Origin of the sequence: Luteimonas deserti (genome assembly GCF_013425765.1) — a bacterium.
Classification (GTDB): Bacteria; Pseudomonadota; Gammaproteobacteria; order Xanthomonadales; family Xanthomonadaceae; genus Luteimonas; species Luteimonas deserti.
In genome coordinates this window covers 47,452-73,595 of sequence record NZ_JACCJZ010000001.1, presented here as the reverse complement: position 1 = coordinate 73,595, position 26,144 = coordinate 47,452, and the positions used below count along the sequence as shown (strand labels likewise).

The 26,144-nt window shown below is 71.1% G+C and carries 22 protein-coding genes; 13 read left to right on the top strand and 9 right to left on the bottom strand.

What is annotated here, in order from left to right; translation table 11 throughout:
* Nucleotides 1–144 precede the first annotated feature (144 nt).
* Complete coding sequence (locus H0E82_RS00275; protein ID WP_180542965.1) at nt 145–3,519, top strand: S8 family serine peptidase; 3,375 nt, start codon at nt 145–147, stop codon at nt 3,517–3,519.
* Between the two features lie 97 nt (nt 3,520–3,616).
* Here the strand turns inward: H0E82_RS00275 and hemB are convergent, their stop codons facing one another.
* The 3 genes from hemB to H0E82_RS00260 form a co-directional block, all read right to left on the bottom strand.
* Nucleotides 3,617–4,606 (bottom strand): porphobilinogen synthase, encoded by a 990-nt coding sequence (hemB, locus tag H0E82_RS00270; RefSeq protein WP_180542964.1) that lies wholly within the window; start codon nt 4,604–4,606, stop codon nt 3,617–3,619.
* A gap of 378 nt (nt 4,607–4,984) precedes the next feature.
* Entirely contained in the window at nt 4,985–6,016 is a 1,032-nt protein-coding gene (locus H0E82_RS00265) for a chorismate transformation FkbO/Hyg5 family protein (RefSeq protein ID WP_180542963.1), read from the bottom strand.
* The gene (locus H0E82_RS00260) at nt 6,013–7,401 is read right to left on the bottom strand and encodes an NAD(P)/FAD-dependent oxidoreductase (protein ID WP_180542962.1); all 1,389 of its coding nucleotides are present in this window, start codon (nt 7,399–7,401) and stop codon (nt 6,013–6,015) included. The genes H0E82_RS00265 and H0E82_RS00260 overlap by 4 nt, the downstream gene beginning before the upstream one ends.
* Before the next feature lie 131 nt (nt 7,402–7,532).
* Here H0E82_RS00260 and H0E82_RS00255 point away from each other — a divergent pair, with 131 nt between their 5' ends.
* From H0E82_RS00255 to H0E82_RS00210, 10 genes are all read left to right on the top strand, one after another.
* Nucleotides 7,533–7,802: a phosphopantetheine-binding protein gene (locus H0E82_RS00255; RefSeq protein ID WP_180542961.1), complete on the top strand. Its 270-nt coding sequence runs from the start codon at nt 7,533–7,535 to the stop codon at nt 7,800–7,802.
* A complete protein-coding gene (locus tag H0E82_RS00250; RefSeq protein ID WP_219338336.1) occupies nt 7,799–8,482 on the top strand; it encodes a COG4648 family protein in 684 nt (227 codons plus the stop codon). Before H0E82_RS00255 ends, H0E82_RS00250 begins: the two co-directional genes overlap by 4 nt.
* Before the next feature lie 53 nt (nt 8,483–8,535).
* Nucleotides 8,536–9,315, top strand: a complete 780-nt coding sequence (locus H0E82_RS00245; RefSeq protein ID WP_425600298.1) for a lysophospholipid acyltransferase family protein — start codon at nt 8,536–8,538, stop codon at nt 9,313–9,315.
* A complete protein-coding gene (locus tag H0E82_RS00240) occupies nt 9,312–9,623 on the top strand; it encodes an ApeI family dehydratase (protein ID WP_180542959.1) in 312 nt (103 codons plus the stop codon). Before H0E82_RS00245 ends, H0E82_RS00240 begins: the two co-directional genes overlap by 4 nt.
* A complete protein-coding gene (locus tag H0E82_RS00235) occupies nt 9,620–10,603 on the top strand; it encodes a lysophospholipid acyltransferase family protein (RefSeq protein WP_180542958.1) in 984 nt (327 codons plus the stop codon). The genes H0E82_RS00240 and H0E82_RS00235 overlap by 4 nt, the downstream gene beginning before the upstream one ends.
* Nucleotides 10,518–11,249, top strand: coding sequence for a LolA-related protein (locus tag H0E82_RS00230; protein WP_235974104.1), 732 nt, complete (start codon nt 10,518–10,520; stop codon nt 11,247–11,249). The genes H0E82_RS00235 and H0E82_RS00230 overlap by 86 nt, the downstream gene beginning before the upstream one ends.
* Entirely contained in the window at nt 11,246–13,636 is a 2,391-nt protein-coding gene (locus H0E82_RS00225) for an MMPL family transporter (protein ID WP_235974102.1), read from the top strand. The genes H0E82_RS00230 and H0E82_RS00225 overlap by 4 nt, the downstream gene beginning before the upstream one ends.
* A 2-nt stretch (nt 13,637–13,638) precedes the next feature.
* Nucleotides 13,639–14,082 carry a hotdog family protein gene (locus H0E82_RS00220; protein WP_180543012.1) on the top strand — a complete coding sequence of 148 codons (444 nt, stop codon included), beginning with the start codon at nt 13,639–13,641 and terminating at the stop codon, nt 14,080–14,082.
* 90 nt (nt 14,083–14,172) lie between these two features.
* Nucleotides 14,173–14,919, top strand: a complete 747-nt coding sequence (fabG, locus tag H0E82_RS00215) for a 3-oxoacyl-ACP reductase FabG (protein WP_180542957.1) — start codon at nt 14,173–14,175, stop codon at nt 14,917–14,919.
* A 593-nt stretch (nt 14,920–15,512) separates the two neighbouring features.
* Nucleotides 15,513–15,986 carry a hypothetical protein gene (locus H0E82_RS00210; RefSeq protein ID WP_180542956.1) on the top strand — a complete coding sequence of 158 codons (474 nt, stop codon included), beginning with the start codon at nt 15,513–15,515 and terminating at the stop codon, nt 15,984–15,986.
* 718 nt (nt 15,987–16,704) lie between these two features.
* On the opposite strand, the gene H0E82_RS00205 is transcribed toward H0E82_RS00210, so the two are convergent.
* Nucleotides 16,705–17,199, bottom strand: a complete 495-nt coding sequence (locus H0E82_RS00205) for a hypothetical protein (protein ID WP_180542955.1) — start codon at nt 17,197–17,199, stop codon at nt 16,705–16,707.
* A gap of 92 nt (nt 17,200–17,291) precedes the next feature.
* Here H0E82_RS00205 and H0E82_RS00200 point away from each other — a divergent pair, with 92 nt between their 5' ends.
* Nucleotides 17,292–18,374 (top strand): PQQ-dependent sugar dehydrogenase, encoded by a 1,083-nt coding sequence (locus H0E82_RS00200; RefSeq protein WP_219338334.1) that lies wholly within the window; start codon nt 17,292–17,294, stop codon nt 18,372–18,374.
* An 8-nt stretch (nt 18,375–18,382) separates the two neighbouring features.
* On the opposite strand, the gene H0E82_RS00195 is transcribed toward H0E82_RS00200, so the two are convergent.
* From H0E82_RS00195 to H0E82_RS00180, 4 genes are read right to left on the bottom strand one after another with little or no spacing between them, the layout of a single operon-like run.
* Nucleotides 18,383–20,020 (bottom strand): NAD(P)/FAD-dependent oxidoreductase, encoded by a 1,638-nt coding sequence (locus tag H0E82_RS00195; RefSeq protein ID WP_180543011.1) that lies wholly within the window; start codon nt 20,018–20,020, stop codon nt 18,383–18,385.
* Between the two features lie 8 nt (nt 20,021–20,028).
* Nucleotides 20,029–20,853 carry a glycosyltransferase family 2 protein gene (locus H0E82_RS00190; protein WP_180542953.1) on the bottom strand — a complete coding sequence of 275 codons (825 nt, stop codon included), beginning with the start codon at nt 20,851–20,853 and terminating at the stop codon, nt 20,029–20,031.
* Complete coding sequence (locus H0E82_RS00185; protein WP_180542952.1) at nt 20,850–21,626, bottom strand: beta-ketoacyl synthase chain length factor; 777 nt, start codon at nt 21,624–21,626, stop codon at nt 20,850–20,852. Before H0E82_RS00185 ends, H0E82_RS00190 begins: the two co-directional genes overlap by 4 nt.
* Nucleotides 21,623–22,825 (bottom strand): beta-ketoacyl-[acyl-carrier-protein] synthase family protein, encoded by a 1,203-nt coding sequence (locus H0E82_RS00180; RefSeq protein WP_180543010.1) that lies wholly within the window; start codon nt 22,823–22,825, stop codon nt 21,623–21,625. Before H0E82_RS00180 ends, H0E82_RS00185 begins: the two co-directional genes overlap by 4 nt.
* Before the next feature lie 126 nt (nt 22,826–22,951).
* Here H0E82_RS00180 and H0E82_RS00175 point away from each other — a divergent pair, with 126 nt between their 5' ends.
* The gene (locus H0E82_RS00175; RefSeq protein WP_180542951.1) at nt 22,952–23,650 is read left to right on the top strand and encodes a YdcF family protein; all 699 of its coding nucleotides are present in this window, start codon (nt 22,952–22,954) and stop codon (nt 23,648–23,650) included.
* A gap of 54 nt (nt 23,651–23,704) precedes the next feature.
* Here the strand turns inward: H0E82_RS00175 and H0E82_RS00170 are convergent, their stop codons facing one another.
* Nucleotides 23,705–25,975: a S9 family peptidase gene (locus H0E82_RS00170; RefSeq protein WP_180542950.1), complete on the bottom strand. Its 2,271-nt coding sequence runs from the start codon at nt 25,973–25,975 to the stop codon at nt 23,705–23,707.
* Between the last annotated feature and the right edge of the window lie 169 nt (nt 25,976–26,144).

Sequence of the window (26,144 nt, the reverse complement as noted above, 5' to 3'; positions counted from 1 at the left end):
CGTGCCCGGAGGGGCAAAACCTTGTATAAAAACGTCACATAGCGCCCAAAAGGGGCGGGCGCTCTGCAGCAAGGGTGTCGATGGATCGGATGTCCGATCCAATCGATGTGCAGTCCGGTCGATCCATCACGTCGGGGTTTCTCCATGTCCACTACTCGTAGGGTCGGCGCCGCGTCCGCGTTGCTCGGCCTCGCCGTTGCCGCACTGGCGGCGACAACGCTTCCTTCTTCCGTGCCGGTCGTGGGGCCGGTCCTGCAATCGGCCCGTGCCGGCGTCGCCGCGGCGCTGGGCGGCGCACCGGCGCAGACCGCCGCCGCGCCCGTCAATACGGGCGGCGGCGCCGCGACTCCGGCCGTCGCCGTCGATCGCGACGCGCCCGAGCGGGTCATCGTCGTGTTCGAAGAGCCTGCGTTGACCGCCTACAGCGGCGATGTCGCGGGACTCGCGGCGCCGGCGCGCCGGACCGACGCGCGGGGCAAGCCCCGCCTCGACGTCAAGAGCGCCAGCGCACGCGGTTATGTCGGCTACCTGCAACGTCGCCAGGCCGATCTCGAAGGCGCGATCGCGCTGCGGGTGGGCCGGCCGCTGGCGGTGGAGCGGCGCATGCAGCACGCGATCAACGCCGTGGTGATGGAACTCACGCCGGCCGAAGCCGCAGGCGTCGAGCAGATGGCCGACGTCCGCTTCGTCGAGCCCTATCGCGAGTACGCGCTCGATACCGATACCGGTCCGCGCCTGATCGGCGCCGAGGCGGTGTGGAACGCGGAGTGGCCGGGTGCCACGGGCCGCTTCCAGGGTGAGGGCGTGGTGTTCGGCATTCTCGACTCGGGTATCAACTTCGGCGCACCGTCCTTCGCCGCGGTCGATCCGGTCGACGGCTACCAGCACGTCAACCCGCTGGGCAGCGGCACCTATCTCGGCTCGTGCGCGCCCGGCGGCGTCGATGCGGGGCGCTGCAACGACAAGCTGATCGGCGGCTACGACTTCGTCTGCGAGGCGCCGGGCAACACCTGCGCCAACCCGGGCTTCCGCGAGGAGCCGGGCTTCGGCGACACCAACGGCCACGGCAGCCATGTCGCGTCCACCGTGGCCGGCAACCGCCGCGACGTGGTGTTCCGCGGCAACCCGCGCCGGATCTCCGGTGTCGCGCCGCGCGGCAACATCGTCGCCTTCGACATCTGCTACACCAACATCGCCACCGGACAGGGCCTGTGCCCGAACGTCTCGGCGGTCGCGGCGGTCAACCAGGCCGTGGCCGACGGCATCGTCGACGTCATCAACTATTCCATCGGCGGCGGCGCGCAGCCGTGGACCGAAGCCGTGTCGCAGGCCTTCCTCGGCGCGACCGAGGCCGGCATCTTCATCGCCGCCTCGGCCGGCAACAGCGGTCCGGGTCCGAACACCATGGGTCATCTTGAGCCGTGGGTCTCGTCGACCGCCGCCGCGCAGCATGGCCGCGGTGCGTTCGCGCTCGCGCTCAACGTGACCGGTCCGGCGCCCGTGCCCGAGCCGCTCGCGCCAGTGCTGGTCAACGAGGGCACCGGAGGCGTGGCGTTCAACGCGACGATCCCCGGCAGCACGCCGCTGCGCATCAGCGCCGGGTTCGACGGCGCCGAGGACGGGTGCGCGGCGTATCCGGCGGACACCTTCGCAGGTGCGATCGCGGTGGTCCGGCGTGGCACGTGTTCGTTCACCATCAAGACCGACAACGCGCGCAACGCGGGTGCCGTGGCCGTGGTGATCGCCAACAATGCGCCGGCCGGCCTGATTCCCTCGGTGCCCGGCACCACGATTCCGGCGTTCGGCGTCACCCAGGCGGAAGGCGAGGCCCTGCGTGACTTCGGTCGCGCGCATCCGGCCACCGCCACGGCCGGGGTGCAGTTCCCGCCGCTGGTGCTGCCCAACACGGCCGATGCGCTGGGCGCTTTCAGCTCGCGCGGACCGGCGGGCACGTTCAATCTGGTCAAGCCCGACATCACCGCGCCCGGCGTGAGCATTCTCGCCGTCGTCGCCGGGACCACGATCACCGGTTTCGAGAACGCGATCGATCTCTACAACGGCACCTCGATGGCATCGCCGCACCAGGCGGGCGCCGCGGGCCTGATCCGCCAGGCGCGTCCCGGCTGGTCGGTGCCGGAGATCAAGTCGGCCCTGGCGCTGACCGCCAAGACCGAGGTGTTCAAGGAGGATTCGGTGACCCCGGGCACGCCCTTCGACAAGGGCAGCGGCCGGGTCCAGGTGGATCGTGCGATCAACGCCGGTCTGGTGATGCACGAGACCACCGCGAACTACCAGGCGGCCAACCCGGCAACCGGCGGCGACGCGGCCACGCTGAACCAGCCGAGCCTGGCCAACCGCAACTGCTACAGCAGCTGCAGTTTCGTGCGCACCTTCCGCAACCCGCACGGCAGTGCATCGAGCTGGCGCATCCGTTTCACGGGGGTCAACGCGACGGCGGTGCCGTCCACGCTGAAGGTGCCCGCCGGCGGCACCGCGTCCGTTCGGATCACCGTCAACACCCGCGGCGTCGCGGCCGACGGCCGCTGGACCTTCGGCGAGATGGTGCTCGAGTCCAGCGGGCCGGTGCTCGGCGTGCAGCGTGCACCGCTCACGCTTCCGGTGGCGGTCGCCGTGCAGGCGCCCGTGGTGCGCCTGCCCGATGCGATCTCGCTGGCCCTGGCTGTCGGCCGCAGTGGCACGGCGGTGGGCGCGGTCGGCAACGACGGCGGCTCGCCGTTGCTGTATTCGGTGGACAACACGGGCAACGGCGGCCTGACCGCGGTTGCGCGCTCCAGCGACGGCGTCACCAGCGGTTTCCGCGGCACCCACTACAGCGACCCTGCCGCGGCGGGCGCATTGGCCCAGTATTCGGCGGACGACTTCGTCGTCGAACAGCCGCTGCAGCTCACCGCGCTGTCCGCGCCGGGGTTCGTGGTCAGCGGGACCGCCTTGCCGACCGCTGCCACGGCCCTGACCTTCGCGATCTACCCCGACGCGAACGGCCTGCCCGCGGGCAACCCGACTTCGGCCGCCGCGGCCGCGGTCTGGAGTTACACGACCGCGCCGACGGCCCCGGGTGTCGATGTCGCCAATGCGGTGATCTCGCTGAACCTGCCGGCGGCCGGACAGACCGTGACGCTGCCGCCCGGCCGCTACTGGCTGGTGGTGTCGACCCGAGGCACGTTCGCCAACCGCTGGGCGTGGTACGGCTCCAATGCCGGCACCGGCGGCTTCGCTTCGCTGACCGTGGCCGCCAACGGCAGTGGCGCGTGGACCGCCAACACCGCCTTCCCGGGCCTGGGCATGACCGTGCGCGGTCTGGTGCCGTGCGGGGCCCCCTGGATCGGGGCGGCGACACCGGCCGCGGGCACGGTGCAGCCGGGCGCCGGCCAGGACTTCCGCGTACGCCTCAGTGCGGCCGGTCTGACACCCGGGCGTCGTGTGGGCTACCTGTGCGTGGCCAGCAACGACCCGGTGATGCCGAAGGCCGCCGCGCCGGTGGTGCTGACGGTCAACTGAGTCGGATCAGGCCGCACGAGAACGCCCGGGCTCGCCCGGGCGTTTTTTTGTCTCCGGCGTGGGCAGCGCGCAGGACGTCGGGCGCCCCGCGCGATGGTCAGCCAGCGCGCAACCAGCGCGCCGCATCGAGCGCGAAATAGCTCAGCACGCCATCGGCGCCGGCACGCTTGAATCCGAGCAGGGCTTCGAGCGCACACGCGCGCTCGTCCAGCCAGCCGTTCGCGGCGGCAGCCTTGAGCATCGCGTATTCGCCGCTGACCTGGTAGGCGAACACCGGCACGCCGAACTCGTCCTTGGCCCGGCGCACGATGTCGAGATAGGGCATGCCCGGCTTGACCATGACCATGTCGGCGCCTTCGTCGAGGTCCTGTGCGATCTCGCGCATCGCCTCGTCGGAGTTGCCGGGGTCCATCTGGTAGGTGGCCTTGTCGGCCTTGCCGAGCGCCGTCGCCGAGCCGACCGCATCGCGGAACGGGCCGTAGAACGCGCTGGCGTACTTGGCGGCATAGGCGAGGATGCGTACGTGCACGTGGCCGTCCGCCTCCAGCGCCGCGCGCACCGCGCCGATGCGGCCGTCCATCATGTCGCTCGGCGCGACGATGTCGGCCCCGGCGCGCGCGTGGCTCAGCGCCTGGCGCACCAGCGCCTCGACGGTGACGTCGTTGAGCACGTAGCCGGCGTCGTCGACGAGACCGTCCTGGCCGTGCGTGGTGTAGGGATCGAGCGCGACGTCGGTGATGACGCCGAGCTGCGGGAAGCGCGCTTTCAGCGCGCGGATCGCGCGCTGGCACAGGCCGTCGTCGTCCCAGGCGGCCGCGGCGTCGAGCGATTTCGCCTCGGGCGCGGTGACCGGGAACAGCGCGAGCGCGGGAATGCGCAGTTCGCTGGCGATGTCGGCGACGCGCAGCAGCTCGTCGATCGACAGGCGCGCCACGCCCGGCATCGAGGGCACGTCCGCGCGGCCCTCACGGTCGTGGACGAAGACCGGATAGATCAGATCGTCGACGCCGAGCGTGGATTCGCGCATCAGCCGGCGCGAGAAATCGTCGCGGCGCATCCGCCGCATGCGGGTGTCGAGTCGGGTCATGGACAGGATTCTACGCCGGCGCATCGCCCGGCTCGCGGTCGACCGCGCCAGCGCGCACATGCGATGCGGACGCGCGCCCTCGCGCGCCGTCCTCGCCGTGATCCGGTCGGTCTGGCACGCGCGGCAAGGCACGTGCCGGCGAGAACGATACGTTGTGGCCGATGCTTGCGACCCACGCGGTCCCGCGCTGCGCGCAGCGCGTCCGGCATGGCCGGCAGGCGCGTCGGGTCGGCGGACACGGCAGTGCCCGGTGCCGGGCGCGCGGCGCTCCCGCCGACCGCGCGGTGTCCATGCGCAGCGAAGCGGCTCGACGGATGCGCCGGCCCTCTCCCGATGCCTGTAAGCGCGCCGCGGGCGACCGCGCCCGGCTGTCGCGGCTCAGGCGGCGTCGTGCACGCCGTCGATCTCCAGCGCCAGTTCGCGCCGGCAGATCGCCGCGTGCAGGAGCACGCGCGGCACGGTGGCACCGAAGCGCGCATCGAGCGCGTCGGCGACGACCGGCAGGTCCTCGGCATCGCGCACATAGATCTTCAGTCGCGAGCCCGGCCCGAAGACCGCCGGCAGCGCCGGCCGGGACTGCCGCGCGGAGTCGATCAGGGCATCGAAGTTGGTGAAGGTCTCGTCGAGCTGGGCGAGCAGTTCGCCCTCGTGGATCGAGGCGTGGCCGACGACGCTGGCGGTGCCGGAAAGCATCAGCGGCATCGGCGCCCCCGCGGGCGGCAGCATCGCGCGGGCGAAGCTCGGCGCCTGGGGACCGTACTGGCGTGGATAGCGGTAGGCGCTGACCTGGCGCGGGTTCTCCACCGGAGTGCCGGGCATGCGCGCCGCGAGCCAGTACACCTGGATCCGGCGCGCGTCGTCGCAGCGGCCGATCGCCGTCGCCGCAGGCAGGCTGGTCGGGTCGAACGCGCCCAGTCCACGGGCACGGCCGACGCAGAACTGGCGATAGCGTTCGGTATCGCCGTCACCCTGGGTGATGGCGTCGAGATAGTTCCAGATCCGCAGCAGATGCGGGTAATCGCCCGCTTCGATGAAGCGCGTGAGCATGCGGTAGGCATGCTCGGCGGCGAGCAGGATGCCGCTGTGGTCACCGGCACCGGTATGGCCGGCTGGTTCGTCCACTTCGATCGCGCCGAACAGCAGCTGGCCGTCGCGCGCCCAGGCGACGTCGCCGTCGCGACCGTGCTCGACCGGCGCCTGCGCATGCCAGACCTCGAGCGGTGCCGCGCCATGGGGCTGCAGCGGCACGCGCAGGAAGCGCGGATCGTCGACCTGCGGCGCATCCCGGCCGAAGCCGAACACGGCCAGCACGTCGGGCCGTGCGAGCACGGACTGCGGCGTCCGGTCGAGGACGTACTCGACACGCAGCCGCGGCGGCGACTCCGGCGGGAGCGGCGCGGGGCGGCTCACGGATTGCCCTCGTGCAGGGTGTCGCCGCGAAAGCCCGCGCGCGCCTGCCGACGCCTGGCGCGCCAGCCGCGGAGCGCCTGTGGCGCGATCGCGATCGCGTTGATCGCATAGATCAGCCTGAACATGTACAGCCGCCAGCGCACGGCGGCATTGTCGAACACGTCGCCCGCCAGCATCGAGATCACCGCCTGTTCGATCTGCAGGTCGTTGCGCGGCGCCGCGAACAGGCGCCGCATCACCGGCGTGTTGAAGCGGTAGATGAACCAGGTGAAGTGGCGCAGGCCGCGTTCGAGCCGCGCCTGCATCGCGCGCTGCAGCGCGGTCTCCCGGGCCGGCGCGTCCAGGGCGGCATGCACCAGCGCCGCGGCCTCGCGGGCGCCGTCCATCGCCAGGTACACGCCCGAGGAGAAGATGGGATCGACGAACGCGTAGGCATCGCCCACCAGCACCCAGCCGGGGCCGGCCATGCGCCGCGAGCCGTAAGCGTAGTTGCCTGTGGCATGCACCGGCGCGACGCGCTCGGCCCCCTGCATGCGCGCCCACACCGCCGGATTCGCCTGCAGGGTACGCATCAGCAGCGCTTCGTTGTCGATGCGGCCGCCTCCGGCGCTGCGCTGCTTGAGGTAGTCGGGAGAACACACCGCGCCGACGCTCATCACGTCGTCCGGCAACGGAATCAGCCAGAACCAGCCCTGGTCGAAGCGGGCGATGGTGATGTTGCCGGCATCTTCGCCGGGGTGGCGCGCGACGCCGCGGAAGTGGCTGAACAGCGCCGCGGACTGGTGCGCCGGATTGCGCCGCTTGAGCTTGAGCCGGCTGGAGAGAAACGTATCGCGCCCGCTCGCATCGACCACGTAGCGCGGACGCAGTGCCAGCGACGTGCCGTCGGCCGCGACGGCGTCGACGCGCGCCGGCCGCCCGTCGGCCGCGAAGTGCACGCCGGTCACCCGCGTGCGGGTGTGCGTCTGCACCCCGGACGCGGCCGCATGGTCGAACAGCAGCGCGTCGAACTGGTCGCGGCGCACGTGCACGGCGAAATCGTGGCGCGGGTCGAGCTGGCGGGTGAAGCGGAACACATGGCTGCCGCCCGCGACGCCGGGCACCGGGAAATCCGCGCCGGCCTTGTGCACACCGATCGCACGCACCTGGTCGAGCACGCCCAGCTCGTCGAGGATCGGCATGTTCATCGGCAGCAGCGATTCACCGATGTGGAACCGGGGGTGCGCGTCCTTCTCCAGCAGCACCACCGACCGACCGGCACGGGCCAGCAGGGTGGCCGCGGTGCTCCCCGCCGGTCCGCCGCCGATGACCACCACGTCCACATCGCGGATGGACGTCTCGCAGGGCGCGGTGGCGGGGTCGGGAGCGGTCGGAGCGGGGGTCATCCGGAGGGGGCGGTGGCGTGCAGGCGCGCATCATAGCGGAAGCCCCGGGCGGCCCACCGCGCGTGGCGCGCTTGCGCGGGCGGAGCCGATGCCGGAAGGTTGCACCCCTGTCACGTCCACGGAAGTCCGCAATGTCCGCCCAAACCGATGCCGAGCGCGCGCTCGCCGAACTGCTGGTCGAAAGCCTGAACCTGGAAGACGTCCAGCCGGGCGACATCGATCCCGAGGCGCCGCTGTTCAACGCCGGTCTGGGCCTCGATTCGATCGACGCCCTCGAGCTCGCCCTGGCGATCAGCAAGCGTTACGGCTTCCAGCTGCGCTCCGACAACGACGACAACCGCCGGATCTTCGCCTCGCTGCGGGCGCTGTCGGCCCATGTCGAGGAGCACAAGACCACTTGATCCTGCTGCTGCAGCTGCTGCTGGCCCTGGCCTACGCGGCCCTGGCCCATCTGGCGAGCCTGTGGCAGAGCGACGCCTGCGCGTTGGCGGCGCTCGGTGTGTTGATCGCCATGGTGCTGGTCGAGCCGCTGCTCGCCCGCCGGGCCTGGGCCTGGGTCGCACTGCCGCTGGCCGCCGCCGGCGCCTGGGCCCTGTACCGCGCGGGGCATGCGGCGCTGCCGCTGCTGCTGGTGCCGGTGGTCTTCGTGCTGGCCATCGCCTGGGTGTTCGCACGGACGCTGCGACCGGGCAGCCAGCCACTGATCACCCGGATCATGGTCGGCATCGAAGGCGGCTCGGTGGAGACGGTCGCGCCCGAACTGCTGCGCTACACACGCACGCTGACCCTGGCCTGGGCGCTCGCCCTGCTGGGCATGGCGGCTGCGAACCTGCTGCTGGCCATGCTGGCCAGCCCGGCGGGCCTGCTGGAAAGCGTGGGGCTGGCCTCGCCCTGGCCCATCACCTGGGAGCAGTGGTCCTGGTGCGCCAACCTGCTCAATTACGGCGTGATCGGCGGGTTTTTCCTGGTCGAGTTCGCGGTCCGCAAGCGCCGCTTCCCGGGGCGCTATGCGAGCTTCGCAGGCTTCGTGCGCAAACTGGCCGGACTCGGCCCGGTCTTCTGGCGCGACCTGCTGCGCTGACCGCGTGCGTGGCGCGGTTCGTCACGTGCGGCACACAGTATCCTATGCGCCTCATGGAATACCGACAGACCCGCGCCCCGGCGCTCGCACCCGCGCTCACCGAGCTGTCGCGGCGCGTCCTCAACGCATTCGAGTTCGCCTTCACCCTGCTGTGGACCGCGGGCTGGATCAGCGTGTCGCTGCTGCTCCAGGCACTGGGCGGGCGCCGGGATCTGGCGCTGGACATGGCCCGTACGCGCTGGGCGCCCGGGCTGGTCGGGCCCGCCGGCGGTCTGACGGTCGAGGGGGGAGAGGCGGTCGACTGGTCGCGCCCCTATCTGGTCGTCGCCAATCACGAGTCGCTGCTCGACATCTGCGTGCTGTTCATGGCCGTGCCGGTACCGCTGCGGTTCCTGCTCAAGCAGGAGATGCGTCGGGTGCCCTTTGTCGCCGGGTACGCCTGCGCCACCGGCATGCTGTTCATCAGCCGCGACGATCGGCGCGCGGGACCGCAGTTGCGGCGCCAGGTCGCCGAGGTGCTCGGCGACGGCAAGGCCCTGTGCCTGTTTCCCGAAGGAACGCGTTCGCGCGACGGGCGGCTGGGCGAGTTCAAGTCGGGGTCGTTCCAGGCCGCGATCGACGCCGGCGTCGACGTCTTGCCGGTGGCCCTGCACGGCACCGGTGCGGTCCTGCCGGTGCAGGGGTTCTTCCGCGTGCGCCGCGGTCCGATGCGCGCCACGATCGGCGCGCCCATCGCGTCCGCCGGGCGCTCCGGCGCTGCCGGCCGGCAGGCCCTGGCGCGCGAGGCCCACGACGCCGTGGCCGCGATGCTGGGCCGTCACCCGCGTCCATGAGCCGCGCCGCACTGCGGGTGCCGGGTACCCATCCCTGCCTGCCCGGGCATTTCCCCGGCCACCCGCTGGTGCCCGGGGTGGTGATCCTCGACCGGGTCGTCGCGGCGATCGAGGCCGAGCACGGGCCCCTGGGAGCGCTGCGCCTGCCGCAGACGAAGTTCGTGCAGCCGCTGCTGCCGGACGAGGAGGCCGAGATCGCATTCGAGCCGGCCACAGCGACCGAAGGCCGGCGCTGGCGCTTCCGCGTCGAGCGTGCCGGCATCCTGCTGGCGAGCGGCGAACTCGTCGCCGCCGACGCGCCGCGATGAGCGCGCACTGGAAAGCGCGTCGCGAAGGCGGCGGACGTCTAGCGCTGGCCGCGTTCCGCGGATTCGCCGCGCGCTGCGGCCGCGCGCCGGCACGCCTGCTGCTGCTGCCGGTGACCGGCTACTTCCTGCTCCGGCGCGGCGCCGAGCGGCGCGACTCGCGGGGGTATCTGTCCCGCGTGTTCGGCCGCCCGGCCACGCTGGGCGAAGTCGCACGGCACATCCACACCTTCGCGGCGACCATCCTCGACCGGTTGTTCCTGCTCAGCGAGAACACCCGTCGCTTCGACGTCCATACCAGCGGGCTCGACACCCTGCACCGGCATCTCGATGCGGGACGCGGTGTGCTGCTGTTCGGATCGCACCTGGGCAGCTTCGAGGTGCTGCGCGTGCTGTCGCGGCAGCGGCCGGAGTTCAAGATCCGGGTGGTGCTCGACCGCGCCCACGGCAAGGCGATGACCGAGCTGCTGGACACGTTGAACGCGGACATCGCCTCCACCGTGATCGACGCGAGCCAGGACGGCCCGTCGGTGGCCCTGGCGATCGGTGCGGCCCTGGACGAGGGCGCGATGGTCGCGCTGCTGGTGGACAGGGCCCAGGAAGGCGGGCCGACCCAAGCCGTGCCCTTCCTGGGCGCGCCGGCGGAGTTCCCGGTCGCCCCCTGGCTGCTCGCCGCCGTGCTCAAGGTGCCGGTGATGCTGGCGTTCGGCCTGTACCGTGGGGGCCGTCGCTACGACCTGGTGTTCGAGCCGTTCAGCGAAGGCGTCAATCTGGCCCGGCGCGAGCGCGAGGCCGGTGTCAGCGCACTTATCCGGCGTTATGCGGAGCGCCTCGAACATCACGTGCGCAATGCCCCCTACAACTGGTTCAACTTCTATGACTTCTGGAAACGCGACGATGCCCTGCCGCCCGACGCCGCGCGTCTACCTGCTGCTGGCGATGCTGCTGACGTGGCCGGCCTCGGCCGCACCGCAGGCCAGTGAATCCCAGGCGCGCCCGGCGCCGGTGCGCGCGGACCAGTCGCGCGACCGGGTGCCGCCGGTGGCCAGTCGCGGTCGCCAGGTGGATGCCGACTGGATCCTGCAGCGCATGACCCGGCCGCCGCCGCAGGCGACGCCGTTCGTCGAGCTGCGCCTGTCGGCCACCCTGCGCCGTCCGCTGGTGGTGGCCGGGGAGTACCGCCGTCCCGACGCCGCGACCCTGGTGCGCGAGGTGCGGGTGCCGTATGCGGAGACGACCACGATCCGCGGCGGGGACGCGGTGGTCGCGCGCGCAGGCCGGACGCCGCGGACCGCGTCGCTGTCGCGGGTGCCGGAGCTGGCGGCGCTGCAGGCCAGCTTCGGCGCGCTGCTCGCCGGCGACCGAACCCTGCTCGAGACGCACTACGCGATCGAGGCCGACGGCGTGCCGGCGGACTGGACCCTGACCCTGACCCCGCGTGACGTACGCACCGCAGGACGGATCGCCGCGGTGGTGCTGCGCGGTCGGGACGACGAGCTGCGCTGCATCGAGACGCGTCCGGCGCAGGGCGAGCCGCAGCCCACCTTGCTCGGCAGCGCGGCCGCCGGTGCGGGCGAGCTGGCGTCGCTGGACCAGGCGCTGCAGCAGTGTCGCGACGCGGCGCGTTGATCCGCGACCTCCTGCTGCGCCGCCCGGACCTGCGCCTGGCACTGGCGCTCGCGTGGCTGGCCGTGCTGCTGCTGGCAGGTTGGCTGGTCGCGGCGCGGCTGGAGTTCAGTGGCGACCTGCGCCGTTTCCTGCCCGATGCGCGCACGCCCGAACAACGCCTGCTGATCGACGAACTGGGCGAAGGTCCGGGCTCGCGTCTGCTGCTGCTGGCACTGTCGGGTGACGCGCCCGAGGTGCTGGCCGCCCAGTCGCAGGCGTTGCAGGCGGCGCTGGCGCCGGATCCGCGCTTCAGCCTCGTCGCCAACGGCGCCGCCGGTGACCTGTCGGCGTTTCCCGCCGACCTGCTGCCCTACCGCTATCTCTTGACGACGAGCTTCGACGACACGCCGCTCGACGCCGACGCCCTGCGTGATGCCTTCGATGCGCGACTGCAGGATCTCGGCTCTCCGGCCGCGGGCCTGGTCGAGCCCCTGTTGCCCTCCGACCCGACGCTCGAGACCCTCGTGCTGGCCGAGGCCTGGGCACCGGCCGCCGCGCCCGAGCCGATCTTCGATGTGTGGTTCGACCGCGCCGGTGCGCGCGCGCTGCTGCTGGTGGAGACGCACGCGGCCGGCTTCGATCCGACCGGCCAGCTCGACGCGGTGGAGACCATCCGCGCCCGCTTCGACACGGTCCGCGGCGACAGCCCGGCGGCGCTGCAGATGACCGGACCGGGCGCGTTCTCGGTCGACATCGGTGGCCGCACCCAGCGCGAGGCCCAGCGCATCGGCATGGCGGACACGATCGGTCTGGTGCTTCTCCTGCTGCTGGCCTACCGCAGCTGGAAGATGCCGCTGCTCGGCGCACTGCCGCTGGCCAGCGCCGGCATCGCCGGCCTGGGCGCGGTCGCGCTGCTGTTTCCCGCGGGTGTGCACGGCATCACCATCGCGTTCGGCTTCACCCTGATCGGCGTCGTGCAGGACTACCCGATCCACTTCTTCAGTCACCAGCGTGCCGGCCTGTCGCCGTGGAAGAACGTGCGCGGGCTGTGGCCGGCGCTGTCGACCGGCGTGATCGCCACCTGCATCGCCTACGCGACGTTCCTGTTCTCCGGTGTCGACGGCCTGCGCCAACTGGCGGTTTTCACCGTCGCCGCGCTCGCGGTGGCCGCGCTGGTCACCCGGTATCTGCTGCCCGGTCTGGTCGATCCGGCGCCGCCGGACATCGCCGATTCGCCGCGCCTGCAGCGTCTGTGGCACCGGATCGAGGCGCTGCCGCGGCCGAAGTGGTCGCTGGCGGTGCTCGCGTTGGCGAGCCTCGCTTCGATCGTCTTCGCGCCGGGACCGACCTGGCAGAACGATCTGTCCAAGCTCACGCCGGTCGACCCCGAGGCGATGGCCCTCGACACCGAATTGCGCGCGGAACTGGGTGCGCCCGACGTGCGCTATGTCCTCGCCGCGCAGGGCATCGACGCCGATGCGGTGCTCGCCGCCACGGCGGCGCTGCGCCCCGCCCTCGACGCGCGCGTGGCCGACGGTCGTCTCGACGGCTACGACATGGCGGCGCGCTATCTGCCGTCCGCCGACGTGCAACGTGCGCGCCAGTCGGCGCTGCCCGATGCACCGGCCTTGCGCGCGATGCTCGCGTCGGTGCTCGCCGACTCGCCGTTCCGCGCCGACGCCTTCGACCCCTTCGTGGCCGACGTCGAGCGCGCGCGCACGGCTCCGCTGCTGACCGTGCGCGACCTGCAGGGCTCGCCGCTGGCGAGCGCGGTGTCGGGGCTGCTGCTGGTGCATCCGGAGCGCGCGACGGCCCTGGTCTCGCTCAGCGGGCTCGATAATCCGGCTGATCTGGCGACGGTCGCGTCCGCGGCGTCGGGCGCGGACGTCTCGCTGCGCCTGCTCGACATGAAGGATGCATCCGAATCGCTGGTCATCGAATACCGCGGCCGGGTGCTGGCCGCGATGTCGGTCGCGCTGCTGCTGCTGGTGGCCACGGTGTGGATCGCGCTGCGCAAGCCGCGTCGTGTCTGGCGCGTGCTGCTGCCGACCCTGCTGACCTTGCTGGTGATCGTCGCCGTGCTGCGCCTGGCCGGGGTCGAGCTCACGCTGTTCCATCTGGTCGCACTGATCCTCGCGGCGGGCCTCGGGCTCGACTACGCGCTGTTCTTCGAACACGCCGGGGACGATCGCGCCGACCAGATCCGGACGCTGCACGCGGTCCTGGTGTGCAGCCTGATGACGCTGCTGGTGTTCAGCCTGCTCGCGCTGTCGTCGATCCCGGTGCTGCGTGCGATCGGCAGCACGGTGGCCCTGGGCGTGGTGTGCAACTTCGTGCTGTCGCTGCTGGTCGCCCGCCATCGGGCGGCGATCGAAGCGGCGCGCGCCGAAGCGGAGCCGCTGGCATGAGCGTGGTCGACCGTGACGCGATCCTGGCGATGATCCCGCACCAGGGCGCGATGTGCCTGTGGGACGCGGTCACGGCATGGGACGAGGCCCGGATCGGCCTGCGCAGCGCCAGCCACCGCGATCCGCACAATCCGCTGCGCAGCGACGGGCATCTGCGCGCACTGCATCTGTGCGAATACGGTGCCCAGGCCATGGCGGTGCACGGCGGGCTGCGCGCACGCGGCAGCGGCGCAGCGGTGCGTCCGGGCATGCTGGTCGCGTTGCGCGGCGTCCAGCTCCATGTCGCGCGCATCGATGATCTCGCGGCGGATCTCGAATGCACGGCCGAGGTTCTGGTCGAAGCCGGCGACAGCCAGCAGTACGCGTTCCGCATCGCGTGCGCCGGCGTGCTGCTCGCCGAAGGTCGCGCGGCGGTGATGCTGGGGCCTGCGCGCGAACCGGACTAGCCGTTCGTCGCGCGCTGCTCAGCGGCGCGTGCTGCGCCCGCGCGGCCCGGCCGACGCCGCTGCGCTGGGGCCGGCCGTTACAATCGGCGCATGACGACATCAGCGACGAATACCACGATGCGGCGCGCCCTCGTGACCGGTGGCAGTGGAGACATCGGTGGCGCGATCTGCCGCCGCCTGGCCGCAGACGGCCTGCACGTGATCGTCCATGCCAACGGCAATCTCGCGCGCGCCCAATCGGTGGTGTCCGAGATCGTTGCCGCCGGCGGCAGCGCCGAGGCGGTGGCCTTTGATGTCGCCGACGGCGAGACCACGCGTCATGCGCTGGAGGGTCTGCTGGGCGACGGGCCCATCCAGGTGATCGTCAACAACGCCGGCATCCACGACGACGCGCCGATGGCGGGCATGACCGACGCGCAGTGGAAGCGGGTGGTCGATGTCTCGTTGCACGGCTTCTTCCACGTCACGCAGCCGCTGTTGCTGCCGATGGCGCGCAAGCGCTGGGGCCGCATCGTCAGCGTGTCTTCGGTGGCCGCGGTCACCGGCAATCGTGGTCAGACGAACTACGCGGCCGCGAAGGCGGGCCTGCATGGCGCATCGAAATCGCTCGCACGCGAGATGGCGAGCCGCGGAATCGCCGTGAACGTGGTCGCGCCCGGGGTCATCGCCGGCAGCATGGCGGACGCGGCGTTTCCGGAGGAGGTGATCCGGCAGATCGTGCCCGCCCAGCGTGCCGGCACGCCGGACGAGGTCGCGGCGCTGGTGGGTTTCCTGTGCTCCGACGCTGCCGGCTACATCAATGGCCAGGTCATCGGCATCAACGGCGGGATGGGCTGACGCCCCCCACGCGGTGCCCGCGGGCGCCGCGTCGTGCAGGCGCCGATCTGCGCTGCGAGCCGCCGCGCCTGCGGTGTAGTCGCGTGTGCCGATGCTCGACCGCAAGGCATCGACATCCGGCTGTCCGCGCATTGCGACATCGCGGCCGCGCCAGCACGGACCCGCCGCGGGAGCTGCGAGGGCCGCCAAGGCCGGTGTCGCTGCCCGACAAGCACGCTCGCGTACTGAAGGTCGGGATCGTCGATACGGTCCGGAGCGTCACCGGTGCACCGGGGCCCGCCCGGGCCCTGGGCATGCGCGGCGCCCTGTCCGGAGGACCTGGTGCGGTCCTCGGTCTTCAACGGCGTCCAGCAGGGCAGGGCGGCGACCGGGCCAGCGGCTGTCCCGTTTGATCTCGAACGTCGGGCACATCGGCCGGTAGCGGCGTCCTCAGGTGGGCGAGGCGGGATCGGGCGGCACGGCCGAGTCCCCACCGGCCTGGCAGCCATGCAGGATCGGCCGGGGGGCGATGCGTCGTCCACACCGGCTTCAGGTCCCCGGCGCGATGATCGGCCGCATGCCCGTCCGGGCATCCGTCTTTCGAGGACATCGCCATGCGCGCCTACCGTCTTCTTCCGATCCTGCTGGCCGTCGTGATGACGGCCGGTTGTGCCAGCTCCCACGTGTTGACCGGCACCCCGCGTGCACCGATCGATCCCGCACAGGTGCGGATCTATCACGGCCCGCCACCGGGTCAGTACGAGGAGATCGCCATCCTCAACACCAGCAGTGGCGCGCTGACCTATGGCGAGCAGAACAAGGTCAATTCCGTGCTGGACAAATTGCGTCGCGAGGCTGCGAGCCTCGGCGCGAACGGAGTGCTGTTCCAGGGCACCGCGGATGCGGAACGCAGCGGCGGCGGGGTGAGCGTGGGCGGCGGCGTCGGTCGGGGCGGCGGACGTTCGTTCTCCTCGGCCGGTGTCGGCGTGAACATCAGCCCGCAGCAGAAGTACGCCAGCGGCATCGCGATCTGGGTCGCGAACCCGCCTCCGGCCGCCGCCGAAGAGCCGCTCCCCGGGACGCGCTGACGCGCGCGCTGTCCCGTGTCGTCGGGCACCGGACGGGCCGCGGGGCGACCTGGATGGGCAGGCTCGCCGCGATGCGGCGGACCTTGGCAACACGCTGCACCTAGGCATGACGCGATGTCAGGCCGGCGCGCGTGCGACGTGCGCCGCACGCTGAGGTGCGCGCGCCGTGAATCGATCGGCGTGCGCCCGTCCGTTCAGCCATCGCACGCGGCCCGTCGATCGCCGGGACACCGCTAGGCCATGTCGAACCGGATGTGTGTGTGCAAGCTGTCAGCGCCGCGTCGCGGCGTCGGGCATAGGTGCCAATCTCGCTTGACGCCGTTGTCGCGTCGAGCAAGCGCGCTGTAGCGAATCTTGCGCAGACGGCGGACGCGGTGTTCGATCGGGACGTGAGGCGATCCTGGACGCATCTGTCGCGATGACGCTCCAGGCAACCGAGCTCCCGCCCGCGGCGGCTGGTATGGGCCGCGAGTCTGGTTCGCCGACCCTGCGGCACGCGCATCGGGACGTGGCTTCGCGCGGAGGGACGAGCGCCGTGCGATGACGCGAAGTCGCTCGATGGACCCGCCTGGCGAGATACGCCCCATCCGCAGGCGCGCGCTTGCTACCCGCCGTCCTCAACTGCGTCGCCACGCGTGCCGGTGTGAGGCGTCGCGTCCGGGATCCCGATGTCCGTTGTCGAGCGCGTCTCGGTGTCGGCCCGCGTCGACTGGAATGTCTAGCCGGGCCGGTCCGGCGTATGCACGAGCACGGCTGGCGCCGACACGTGCCGGACGCGGACAGGTGCGAGCAGTGCGTACAGCACGCTGGACACCACGCCTCCGGCCGCCATCCATACCGCGCAGCTCCATTCGCGCGTCGCCCCGACCAGCAGCGCGACCGGTGAGAGGGCGTTGACCAGCGGGATTGCGAGCAGGATCGCGAGTCCACCGGCAATCGCGTACAGGGGGATGCGCGCCGCGTGCGGAAGCCTCGGCTCGAGCAGCGCGACCGCGATGAAGGCGACCGCGAGCGCGGGCAACACGATGTATCCGCCGTACGTCGGGAAGAAACCACTGAAGATGTCGCGCAGCGTGACCTGCAGGCGGACCGAGCCGACATCGGCACCGATCGATGCGAGCGCCGCGAGGTTGTATTGGCTCTGCACGATCGAGCCCCAGACGATGCTGAGCACCAGGGCGAGGAGAAACGCGGGAACGTAGCCCCGGAACATGGCTGCTTTCACTCGTTGTTCTCCCGTTTCGTGGTCGACTCGACGTCCGATTGGCGCATACGCGCAATGGAGAGAGGGTGATGATGCGAGCGATGGGTGCATGCCTGCTCGGCATGCTGCTGCTGGTCATGTTGCCTGCGCAGGCCGAATACCGCGTGGAGACCGTGGTGGACGGACTGGAGCATCCATGGTCGCTCGCATTCCTCGGGGACGGTGTCATGCTCGTGACCGAGCGACCGGGCCGCCTGCGCGTGGTCGAGAACGGGGTGCTGCGCGATACACCCGTCGAAGGCGTGCCGGACGTGTTCGCGTCGGGGCAGTCCGGCCTGTTCGAGGTGCTCCCCGCTCCGGATTTCGCCCGCAGTGGGGTGCTGTTCCTGTCGTATGTCCATGGCGACCGCAATGCCAATCACACGCGCATCGTGCGTGCACGCTTCGACGGCCAGCGGCTCACCGACGTGCAGCCGATCTTCACCACGCGGCCGTCGAAATCGGGCGACGCGCATGCCGGCGGACGGCTTCTGCTGCTGCCTGACGGCACCCTACTGATGGGTCTGGGAGACGGCTTCTTCTTCCGTGAGGAGTCGCAGAAGCTCGACAGTCACATGGGCACGATCGTGCGCATCCACACCGACGGCCGAATCCCGGCGGACAACCCCTTCGTCGGCCGTGCCGGCGCGCTGCCCGAGATCTACAGCTACGGCCACCGGCATATCCAGGGCCTGGTCTACGACGCGGGCCGCGAGCGCATCTTCGCGCACGAGCACGGGCCGCGCGGGGGCGACGAACTCAACATCATCACGCCGGGGACCAATTACGGCTGGCCGCTGGTGAGCTTCGGGCGCGACTACAGCCGTGCGCTGATCACGCCGTTCACGCGGATGACCGGCATGGAGCAGCCCGTCCTGCACTGGACGCCGTCGATCGCACCGGCCGGGCTGGCGCTGTACGAAGGCGACGCGTTTCCCGGGTGGCGGGGCAACCTGCTGGTGGCGGCACTGGCCGAGAAGAGCCTGCGCCGGATCCCGATGGCCGGTGGCCAACCGGGTGCGCAGGAGGTCCTGCTCGAGGACCTCGGCGAACGCATCCGCGACGTGCGGGTCGGCCCCGACGGCGCCATCTACGTGCTGACCGACGAAGAGAACGGCCGTCTGCTGCGTCTTACTCCCGACTGAGCGCGCGGTCAGGCAGCGTCGGCATACCAGACCGGTGGCAACGAGGCCGGGGTGACTTCGCCTGCGAGCAGCGCGTCGAGTCCGTGGTCGTCGATGTGCGGATGCATGGCGCGGGCACGCTGCAGGACCTCGCTGGCCAGCCAACGCATGCGTGCGACGTTGGCGTTGATCCGGTCGACGAACGCCGCCGTGTCCAGGGGGGTGTTGAGCGCGCCGTTCATGTCGCGGAACCAGCCGATCTGGAACTGGTCCAGCAGGCGGCTTTCGGGCGCAGGGCCTTCCGCGTTGCACAGGCCCCAGGCACGCAGCAGCGGCTGGATCGCGAGATTCAGTGCGCGCGCCTCGTTGAACGCCGGCCGCAGGCGGCCGAGCGTATCGAGATCGGTCATGCGCCCGGCACAGAATAGGGGCGCCAGCAGGGCCCAGTAGTACGTGTAGTCCCAGATCACCTTGACCGGCATCACCTGGGCGTCGCCGAACAGCGGGTACTGGTCCTGGTAGAGGGTGAGCGTGTTCTCGTAGAACGAGAGGTACAGCTGCTGGTACAGGTCGGCGTGGTGGCTGATGTCACGACCGGCCCGTTCGCGGGCGATCAGGTCGCAGATGTAGGTGTTGCTGATGGCGATGAAATCGCTGCCGGGCGAATAGAACGGGTCGAGGAACACGCCCGCCTCGCCGGTGAGCGCCCAGCGGTCGCGCGAGAAGACCTGTTTGCAGCCGTAGGAGAAGTTGCGCAGGAACATGAAGTCCTGCAGCGCATGCTCGCTGCGTTCCAGCGTCGCGGCCACCTGCGGCTGATGCCGACGCAGCCAGTCCATCGCCTTCTCGTGGGTGTTCATCGTGTCCAGCGGATGCAGGGCCGCATCGCAGACGATGCCCAGCGAATGCGCGCCCGACGACAGCGGGATCAGCCAGAACCAGTAGCCCGGCCCGCACATGTGGTTGGTGGAGCGCCAGCGATCCGGCGGATCGCAGCGCTGCAGCCACTGCGTGTCGTTCGACCAGGCATTCGGATCGACGAAGCCGTCCACGCGCCACCAGACCGCGTTGGCGGCGTGATCGTTGTCCATCGCAAGATTGAGCTTGCGCTTGAGCAGGCCGGCGCGTCCGCTGGCATCCACCACCCAGCGGCAGTGCACCGCGTGTGTCGCGCCGTCGTGCTCGACGCGGACGAGATGGTCGGCATCGCCGTCGGCGAGATCGATGCCGCGCACCACGGCGCCGTCGTCGAAGCGCACGCCCAGGGCGCGGGCACGCTCGCCCAGGTGGTTCTCGAAACGACCGCGGTCGATCTGCCAGGAGGGTGTGGGCATCAGCTGGCTGACGCCGAGCTCGGTGCACCGATCGACCTCGGCGCTGCGGTCGGAGAAGAAGAACCGGAATCCGAACTTGCGGATCTGCTCGGCATCCAGATGCTCGCGCAGGCCGAGCACCTCGGCGAAGTAATGCGCGCCGATCTCGACGCTGGATTCGCCCACCTTGTGCGCGGCCTCGCGCACCGGATGCGCGCGTCGTTCGATCACCGTGACCTGGAGCTGCGGTTGCTGCTGGCGCATTTGCAGGGCCAGCGTCAGGCCGGCGAGGCCGCCGCCGAGAATGGCAACGTCGGTCCGGTAATCGCCAGTGGCGGCGGGGTCGGTCGGCATGTCACGCATCATCCTGTCTCCTGCATCTGCGCCGGGTCGGCCGGCATTCCGGCCAATGCATCGGGGTCGTCGATCACTGGCGCACGGGCGCGCGCCTGGCGGTAGCGGGCGATGACTTCGCCGCGTCCGATGATCTGCGCGCCGACGTGCGAGGTGATGCGTCGCAGATCATGGAACAGGCGGAAGTGGCTCTGGCGGAACTGTTCGTCGGATCCGGCGCAGCGGTAGCGGGTCTCCACCGGGACCGACACGACGCCGCAGCCGAGTTCGCGCGCCGCCGAGATCAGGATCTGCGCCTCGTAGACGAAGCCCTCGCCGTGAACGTTTTCCAGGGCCAGCACCTGCGCCGGGTACAGGCGTTGGCCGCTCTGGCTGTCCACGAGGCGGAAGCCGCAGGCCCAGCCGATGCCCCAGTCGCCGAAGTCGTTGCCGATGCGCCGGTACCAGGGCTGGGTGCTGCGCTTCTTCAGCCGCGCACCGTTGACGATGCACCCGGGATGGCGATTGGCCGCGTCCAGCAGGCGCGGTATGTCGCTGGCGCGGTGCTGGCCGTCCCCGTCCATCGTGACCACCGCCTGCAGGCCGCACTTGCGTGCCTCGGCGAACCCGCTGCGCAGCGCGGCGCCCTTGCCCCGGCGCTGGCCGTGGCGGACAAGGGTCACCGGCTGGGCGGCGACGATTCCGGCGGTGCCGTCGTCGGACCCGTCGTCCACGACGATGACGTGGTCGCAGTGCTCCAGCGCTTCGCTGACCACTTCATCGATGCGCAGGGCCTCGTTCAGGGCCGGAATCACGACGGCGACATTCCCGCGATGCAGGGTGGGCGTGCTCACGGCGCGATGTCCACGACCAACTGGCGCTGCGGGCCGGCGCGCAGGGAGGCGCGGGTGGCGCCGCTCGCCAGCGCATCGAACAGCGGCAGCATCTGCGCCATGGCATTGGCCGGCGCGTGCCGCGCCAGCGGTCCGTCGCCGGGTACGGCATCGCCGTCGGCGAGCCGCGCATGCAGGCGCGGGCCCGCGCCGTCACGCGCGAGCACGAGGGCCGCGCCGAGCAGGCCCTCGCTCCGGGTCACGGTGCCGAGCAGCCCGGCCGCTGCAGTGTCGTAGGCGACCAGCAGCACGGCCGGATGACCGGCCGCGAGCTGCAACAGGGCCTCGAGCAGTCCCTGCGCGAAGGTCGCATCGAAGGCGCTGATCGCGGTCGCCGCCTCGGTGCAGCCCGCGCCGATGGTCCAGTAGCCGGCGGCCGCGTTGTGCACCGAGTTGTGGAACTTGGTGGGCGAGACCGCGGTGGCATCGGTGGCGAGGGTTTCGCACATGTAGTCGGTGATCGCCAGGTCGCCATGGGTGGAGGCGAATATCGAGGGCAACGCGGCCGGATCGAACCCGGCGTCGCGGCACGCGGCCATGGCCACCTCCAGCGCCACCGCCACCGAACCCGGCGCGCGCCGACGCTCGTTGGGCGCCAGCAACTGCGGCGATGGCCGGGCCGGCGCCGATTCGGGGCGTTCGCCGCCGCGCGCGAATGCGGCGGCCGCGGACCAGTCCGGCAGACCCTCGGCCCAGAAGCCCACTCCGGCGATGGTGGCGGTGAGCGCGCTCACGCGGTCACCGTCCGGCCGAACACCAGAGAACAGTTGTTGCCGCCGAACCCGAAGGAATTGTTCATCGCGTAGCGGATCGGCCGTTCCACATTGTCGAAGCGGATCTGCGGGCCGCAGGCCGGGTCCGGCGCCGCGCTGTGCAGGATGCCAGGCAGCAGCCCGTGCTCGAGGGCGAGCAGCGCGAACACCGATTCGACGATGCCCGCCGCGCCCAGCGTGTGCCCGGTCCAGCCTTTGGTGGAGCTGGCGTGCAACGTGGGAGGAAACAGGCTGTCGACCGCGCGAGCTTCCACCATGTCGTTGGCCGGCGTCGAGGTGCCGTGCAGGTTCAGATAGCCGACCTCCGAAGCCTCGATGCCTGCGCGTGCGAGTGCATCGCGCATCGACAGCGAGGCGCCCAGGCCTTCGGGATGCGGGGCGGACATGTGGTGCGCGTCGCTCGACTCGCCGTAACCACACAGTTGCAGCCCGGTGTCGGCTGCGCCGGCACGTTCGAGCACCGCGAAGCCGCCGGCTTCGCCCAGCGACAGGCCGTCCCGGTTCGCATCGAAGGGCAGGCAGGGGTTGCGCGAGACGAGGCCGAGCGCGTTGAAGCCGAAGAGCACGCTGCCGCACAGGGTGTCCACGCCGCCGACGAGCGCCGCATCCACCACGCCGGCCTCGAACATGCGCGCGGCCTGGGCGAACACCTTGGCGCTCGACGAGCATGCCGTGGCCACCGTGATGCAGGGGCCGCGCAGACCGGTGGCGTTCTGGAGGAAATCGCCCAGCGAATGCGGCGTGTGCACGATCGGGCGGGCGAGGTCGTCGGGGAAGCGCCGGGCACCGGCGTCGTCCTGCTCCGCGCGGGCGTAGCCTTCCTCGCTGGCACCGATGCTCGATGTGGACGTTCCGACGACCAGTGCGACGCGCTCGGCGCCGTGGCGCGCGACCATGGTGGCGAGCACCTCGGGCAGACCGTCCTGCTGCAGCGCGAGCCAGGCCAGGCGGTTGTTGCGGCATTCCCAGCGGGCCAGCGCCTCGGGCAGCGGCGCGTCCTCCACCCCTTCGACGCGGCCGATCCACGTAGGCAAGGGCGTTGCACCGAAATCGTTGCGGCGCAGGCCGCTGCGTCGCGCCTGCAGGCCGGCGTACTGGGCGTCCGTGCCCCGGCCGAGCGCGGTGGTCGCGGAGAAGGCACGGATGGCGACGGCCGGCATCGGCGGTGGCGACTGCGTTCGGGACACGCGGAAAATCCATGAAATCGGCCGACGAGTATAGCCAGCGCACGTGAGGCTAGAATCGGGCCCCGACGGCCGCCCCCCGGCGCGCCGGAGCCCTGCGCAATGGCCCGATCCCGACTCCTGCGCCGTCTGCGACTGCTGGTCGACGGCGACGCGCTGCACGCGCTGGCCGTGGCCGGCAGTGCCTGCGTGCTGAGCCTGGGCCTGGTGTACGTGGGCTATGTGGTGCACGTCTGGCGGGTCGCGCGGACGGCGCCTTGCGCAGCGGATCGAGGCGATTGCCTGCTGGTGTTCGGCAAACATGCGCCCGAAGGTCGGCTCGACCCGGATTTTCAGGCCCGTGTGTCACGGGCGGCGGCATTGTGGGCACTGCAGCCGGCCCGGCGCATGCTGCTGCTGGGCGGCGGTCCGGTCGGCAGCCCGACCGAGGCGATGCTGGCACAGCGCGGCCTGTTCGCACTCGGCGTCGCCGCCGATGCGCCCCTGCTGCTGGAAGACCGGTCGCGCGACACGCTTCAGAATCTGCGCAATGCCCGGCTGCTGCTGGCCGAGGCCGCGGAGCCGGCCGCGGCCCCGGTCGTGACCCTGCTCAGCAGTCGTTATCACCTGGCGCGCTGCGCATTGCTGGCGCGCCATATGGGTCTGGAGTCGGAACTCTGCGCAGCCGAGCCCGCACTGTCGTGGCAGCCCGGCACGTTGCTGCACATCGCCCGCGAAGCGGCCTACGTGTGCTGGATCGATGTCGGCACGCGGTGGGCGCGGATGATCGGGCACCGCCGGATGCTGGCGAGGCTCGCCTGAGCGTCCGGGGGCGGTTCCATGCGCCGCCCCGGCGACGCACCACGCCGGACGGAATCAGAGCGCCAGGCAGCGCGCGAGGAACGCCTCGCTGGTGCGATAGCGGTGCAGTGCGTCACGGCCGCGCAGGCCGTGCTTGGCGCCGGGATAGGTCATCAGTTCGAACGGCGTGCCGGCCTGCTGCAACTGGCTCATCAACTGCGTGGCATTGGTGAACAGCACGTTGTCGTCGGCCATGCCGTGGATCAGCAACAGCGCGTTCGGCATGATGTTGTCGGCGTGGGTGAACACGCTCGCCTCGCGGTAGCCGTCGACATTGGCCTTCGGCAGGTTCATGTAGCGCTCGGTGTAATGCGTGTCGTAGAGCGCCCAGTCGGCGACGGGCGCGCCGGCGATACCGCAGGCGTAGGCATCCGGCGCCTTCGCCAGCAGCATCAGCGTCATGTAGCCGCCGTTCGACCAGCCGTTGACCGCGATGCGCTCACCGTCGACCCACGGCTGCGACTTCAGCCACTCGACGCCGCGCAGCTGGTCCTCGACCTCGACCGTGCCCTGGCGCTGGTACAGCGCGCCGACGAAATCGCGGCCACGACGCGGCGTGCCGCGATTGTCGAGCGAGAACACCACGTAGCCCTGCTGCGCGAGGTACTGGTGGAAGCTTGCGTCGGCGCGGCCGGGCCAGGTGTTCAGCACCGTCTGCGCGGCCGGGCCACCGTAGACGAACACGACGACCGGATGCGGCTTCGTCGCGTCGAAATCCGCCGGCTTGATCAGCGAGTAGTGCAGCGGCGTACGGCCGTCGGCGGCCGTCAGCGTGCCGAACTCGGTCGGCCGGTGCGCCGCCAGGAACGGTGCATAGGGATGATCGGCCGCACCGAGATCGTTCTCGACCAGGGTCGCGATCCGCGTGCCGTCGGCGCGGTGCAGGGCGATCTGCGGCGGCGTGGTGGTGTTCGACCAGGTGGCCACGAACACCGAGGCATTGCGCGCGAAGCTGGCGCCGTGCATGCCGGGGTCGGTCGACAGCGCGGTATAGGCGCGCCTGCCGTCGAGGCCGACGCTGTAGATCCGCGATTCGGTCGCGCGCGGCCGCGCCTGACCGCCTTCGAGCACCATGCCGGCGCGGAAGTAGACGCGGCCCGCGGCTTCGTCGACCGCCAGCAGTTCGTCGACCGGCCAGTCGCCCTGCGTGAGCTGGGTCATGCGGCGTCCGTCTTCGGACGCGAGATACAGATGCTGGAAGCCGTCGCGCTCGGACGACCACACGAACCGCCCGTCGTCGAGGAAGCGCAGGCTGTCGTGCAGCGGCACCCAGGTGCGGCTGCGCTCGGTGACCAGCGTGCGCTGCGCGCCGGTGGTGAGCGTGGTCTCGATCAGGTCCAGTCGCTGCTGGTCACGTGACTGGCGCTGGAAGGTCAGGCGCTGCGCATCACGCCACTGCACGCGGGCGAGATAGATGTCGGGGTTGCTGCCGAGATCCACGTCCTTGACCGCACCGCCGTGCGGGGCGACGACGTGCAGGGTGATGCGCACGTTATCGTCGCCGGCGGCCGGATACCGCTGCTCGACCACTTCGGTGCGGTCGGGATAGACCTCGTAGCGCTTCTGCACCGGCACCGGCGACTCGTCGATACGCGCGTAGGCGATGCCGCTGTCGTCAGGCGCCCACCAGTAGCCGGTGTGGCGGTTCATCTCCTCGTCGGCGACGAACTCGGCGACGCCGTTGCCGATCACATCGCTGCCGTCGGTGGTCAGCCGGCGCTCGGCACCGGTCGCCAGATCGATCACCCACAGATCGCGCGCGCGCACGAAACTGACGAAGCCACCGCGCGGCGAGACCTTGGGATCGGTGGCGAAGCCGCCGCCGTCGGTGAGCTGGCGCACCGCATCGGCACCGGACTTCGACAGGTCGTAGAGATACAGCTCGCCGCCGAGCGGAAACAGCAACGTGCGCGCATCCGGCGCCCACTGGTAATCGACGATGCCCGACTGGCCGGCGATGCGCTGGCGCTCGCGGCGCGCCTTCTCGGCGTCGCTGAGCGTCTCCTCGCCGGGCAGCATGACTTTCGAATCGACCAGCATCCGCGTCTGCCCGCTGGCGATGTCGTATTCCCACAGGTCCAGCTGGTTCCGGTTCTCGTCCTTGCCGCGCAGGAAGGTCACGCGCGAGCCATCCGGCGCGACCTGCGGCTTCATCAGCGTCGGCCCCGACAGCGGCGCATCGCCGGTGATGGCTTCGAGCGTGAGCCCGCCGGAGACGGGCGGCGTGGCGGCGAGGGCAGGCGTGGTGGCGAGCATCAGGGCGGCGGCAGCGAGTACGGAGCGCATGGCGGGTCCAGTGGAGCGAGGGCGCCAGTGTATCGGGTGGCTGCTGCAGCGATGGCGGACCTCGGCGCATCGCGCGGCAGGACGAAGCGCTCCTTGGTCATTTCTCTGAGCTTGCGTCGCGGCCTATTCCGCTGCTAACTGCGGGGGCTGCGTGGGCGTAATGGATCCC

What these genes read in the sequence shown, in the direction of transcription:
- H0E82_RS00240 (WP_180542959.1), top strand. Translation starts at nt 9,312, where the DNA reads ATGAGCCGCGCCGCACTGCGGGTGCCGGGTACCCATCCCTGCCTGCCC.
- H0E82_RS00195 (WP_180543011.1), bottom strand. Translation starts at nt 20,020, where the DNA reads ATGCCGACCGACCCCGCCGCCACTGGCGATTACCGGACCGACGTTGCC.
- H0E82_RS00180 (WP_180543010.1), bottom strand. Translation starts at nt 22,825, where the DNA reads ATGCCGGCCGTCGCCATCCGTGCCTTCTCCGCGACCACCGCGCTCGGC.
- H0E82_RS00210 (WP_180542956.1), top strand. Translation starts at nt 15,513, where the DNA reads ATGCGCGCCTACCGTCTTCTTCCGATCCTGCTGGCCGTCGTGATGACG.
- H0E82_RS00275 (WP_180542965.1), top strand. Translation starts at nt 145, where the DNA reads ATGTCCACTACTCGTAGGGTCGGCGCCGCGTCCGCGTTGCTCGGCCTC.
- hemB (WP_180542964.1), bottom strand. Translation starts at nt 4,606, where the DNA reads ATGACCCGACTCGACACCCGCATGCGGCGGATGCGCCGCGACGATTTC.
- H0E82_RS00255 (WP_180542961.1), top strand. Translation starts at nt 7,533, where the DNA reads ATGTCCGCCCAAACCGATGCCGAGCGCGCGCTCGCCGAACTGCTGGTC.
- H0E82_RS00245 (WP_425600298.1), top strand. Translation starts at nt 8,536, where the DNA reads ATGGAATACCGACAGACCCGCGCCCCGGCGCTCGCACCCGCGCTCACC.
- H0E82_RS00235 (WP_180542958.1), top strand. Translation starts at nt 9,620, where the DNA reads ATGAGCGCGCACTGGAAAGCGCGTCGCGAAGGCGGCGGACGTCTAGCG.
- H0E82_RS00170 (WP_180542950.1), bottom strand. Translation starts at nt 25,975, where the DNA reads ATGCGCTCCGTACTCGCTGCCGCCGCCCTGATGCTCGCCACCACGCCT.
- fabG (WP_180542957.1), top strand. Translation starts at nt 14,173, where the DNA reads ATGACGACATCAGCGACGAATACCACGATGCGGCGCGCCCTCGTGACC.
- H0E82_RS00200 (WP_219338334.1), top strand. Translation starts at nt 17,292, where the DNA reads ATGGGTGCATGCCTGCTCGGCATGCTGCTGCTGGTCATGTTGCCTGCG.
- H0E82_RS00230 (WP_235974104.1), top strand. Translation starts at nt 10,518, where the DNA reads ATGCCCTGCCGCCCGACGCCGCGCGTCTACCTGCTGCTGGCGATGCTG.
- H0E82_RS00260 (WP_180542962.1), bottom strand. Translation starts at nt 7,401, where the DNA reads ATGACCCCCGCTCCGACCGCTCCCGACCCCGCCACCGCGCCCTGCGAG.
- H0E82_RS00175 (WP_180542951.1), top strand. Translation starts at nt 22,952, where the DNA reads ATGGCCCGATCCCGACTCCTGCGCCGTCTGCGACTGCTGGTCGACGGC.
- H0E82_RS00205 (WP_180542955.1), bottom strand. Translation starts at nt 17,199, where the DNA reads ATGTTCCGGGGCTACGTTCCCGCGTTTCTCCTCGCCCTGGTGCTCAGC.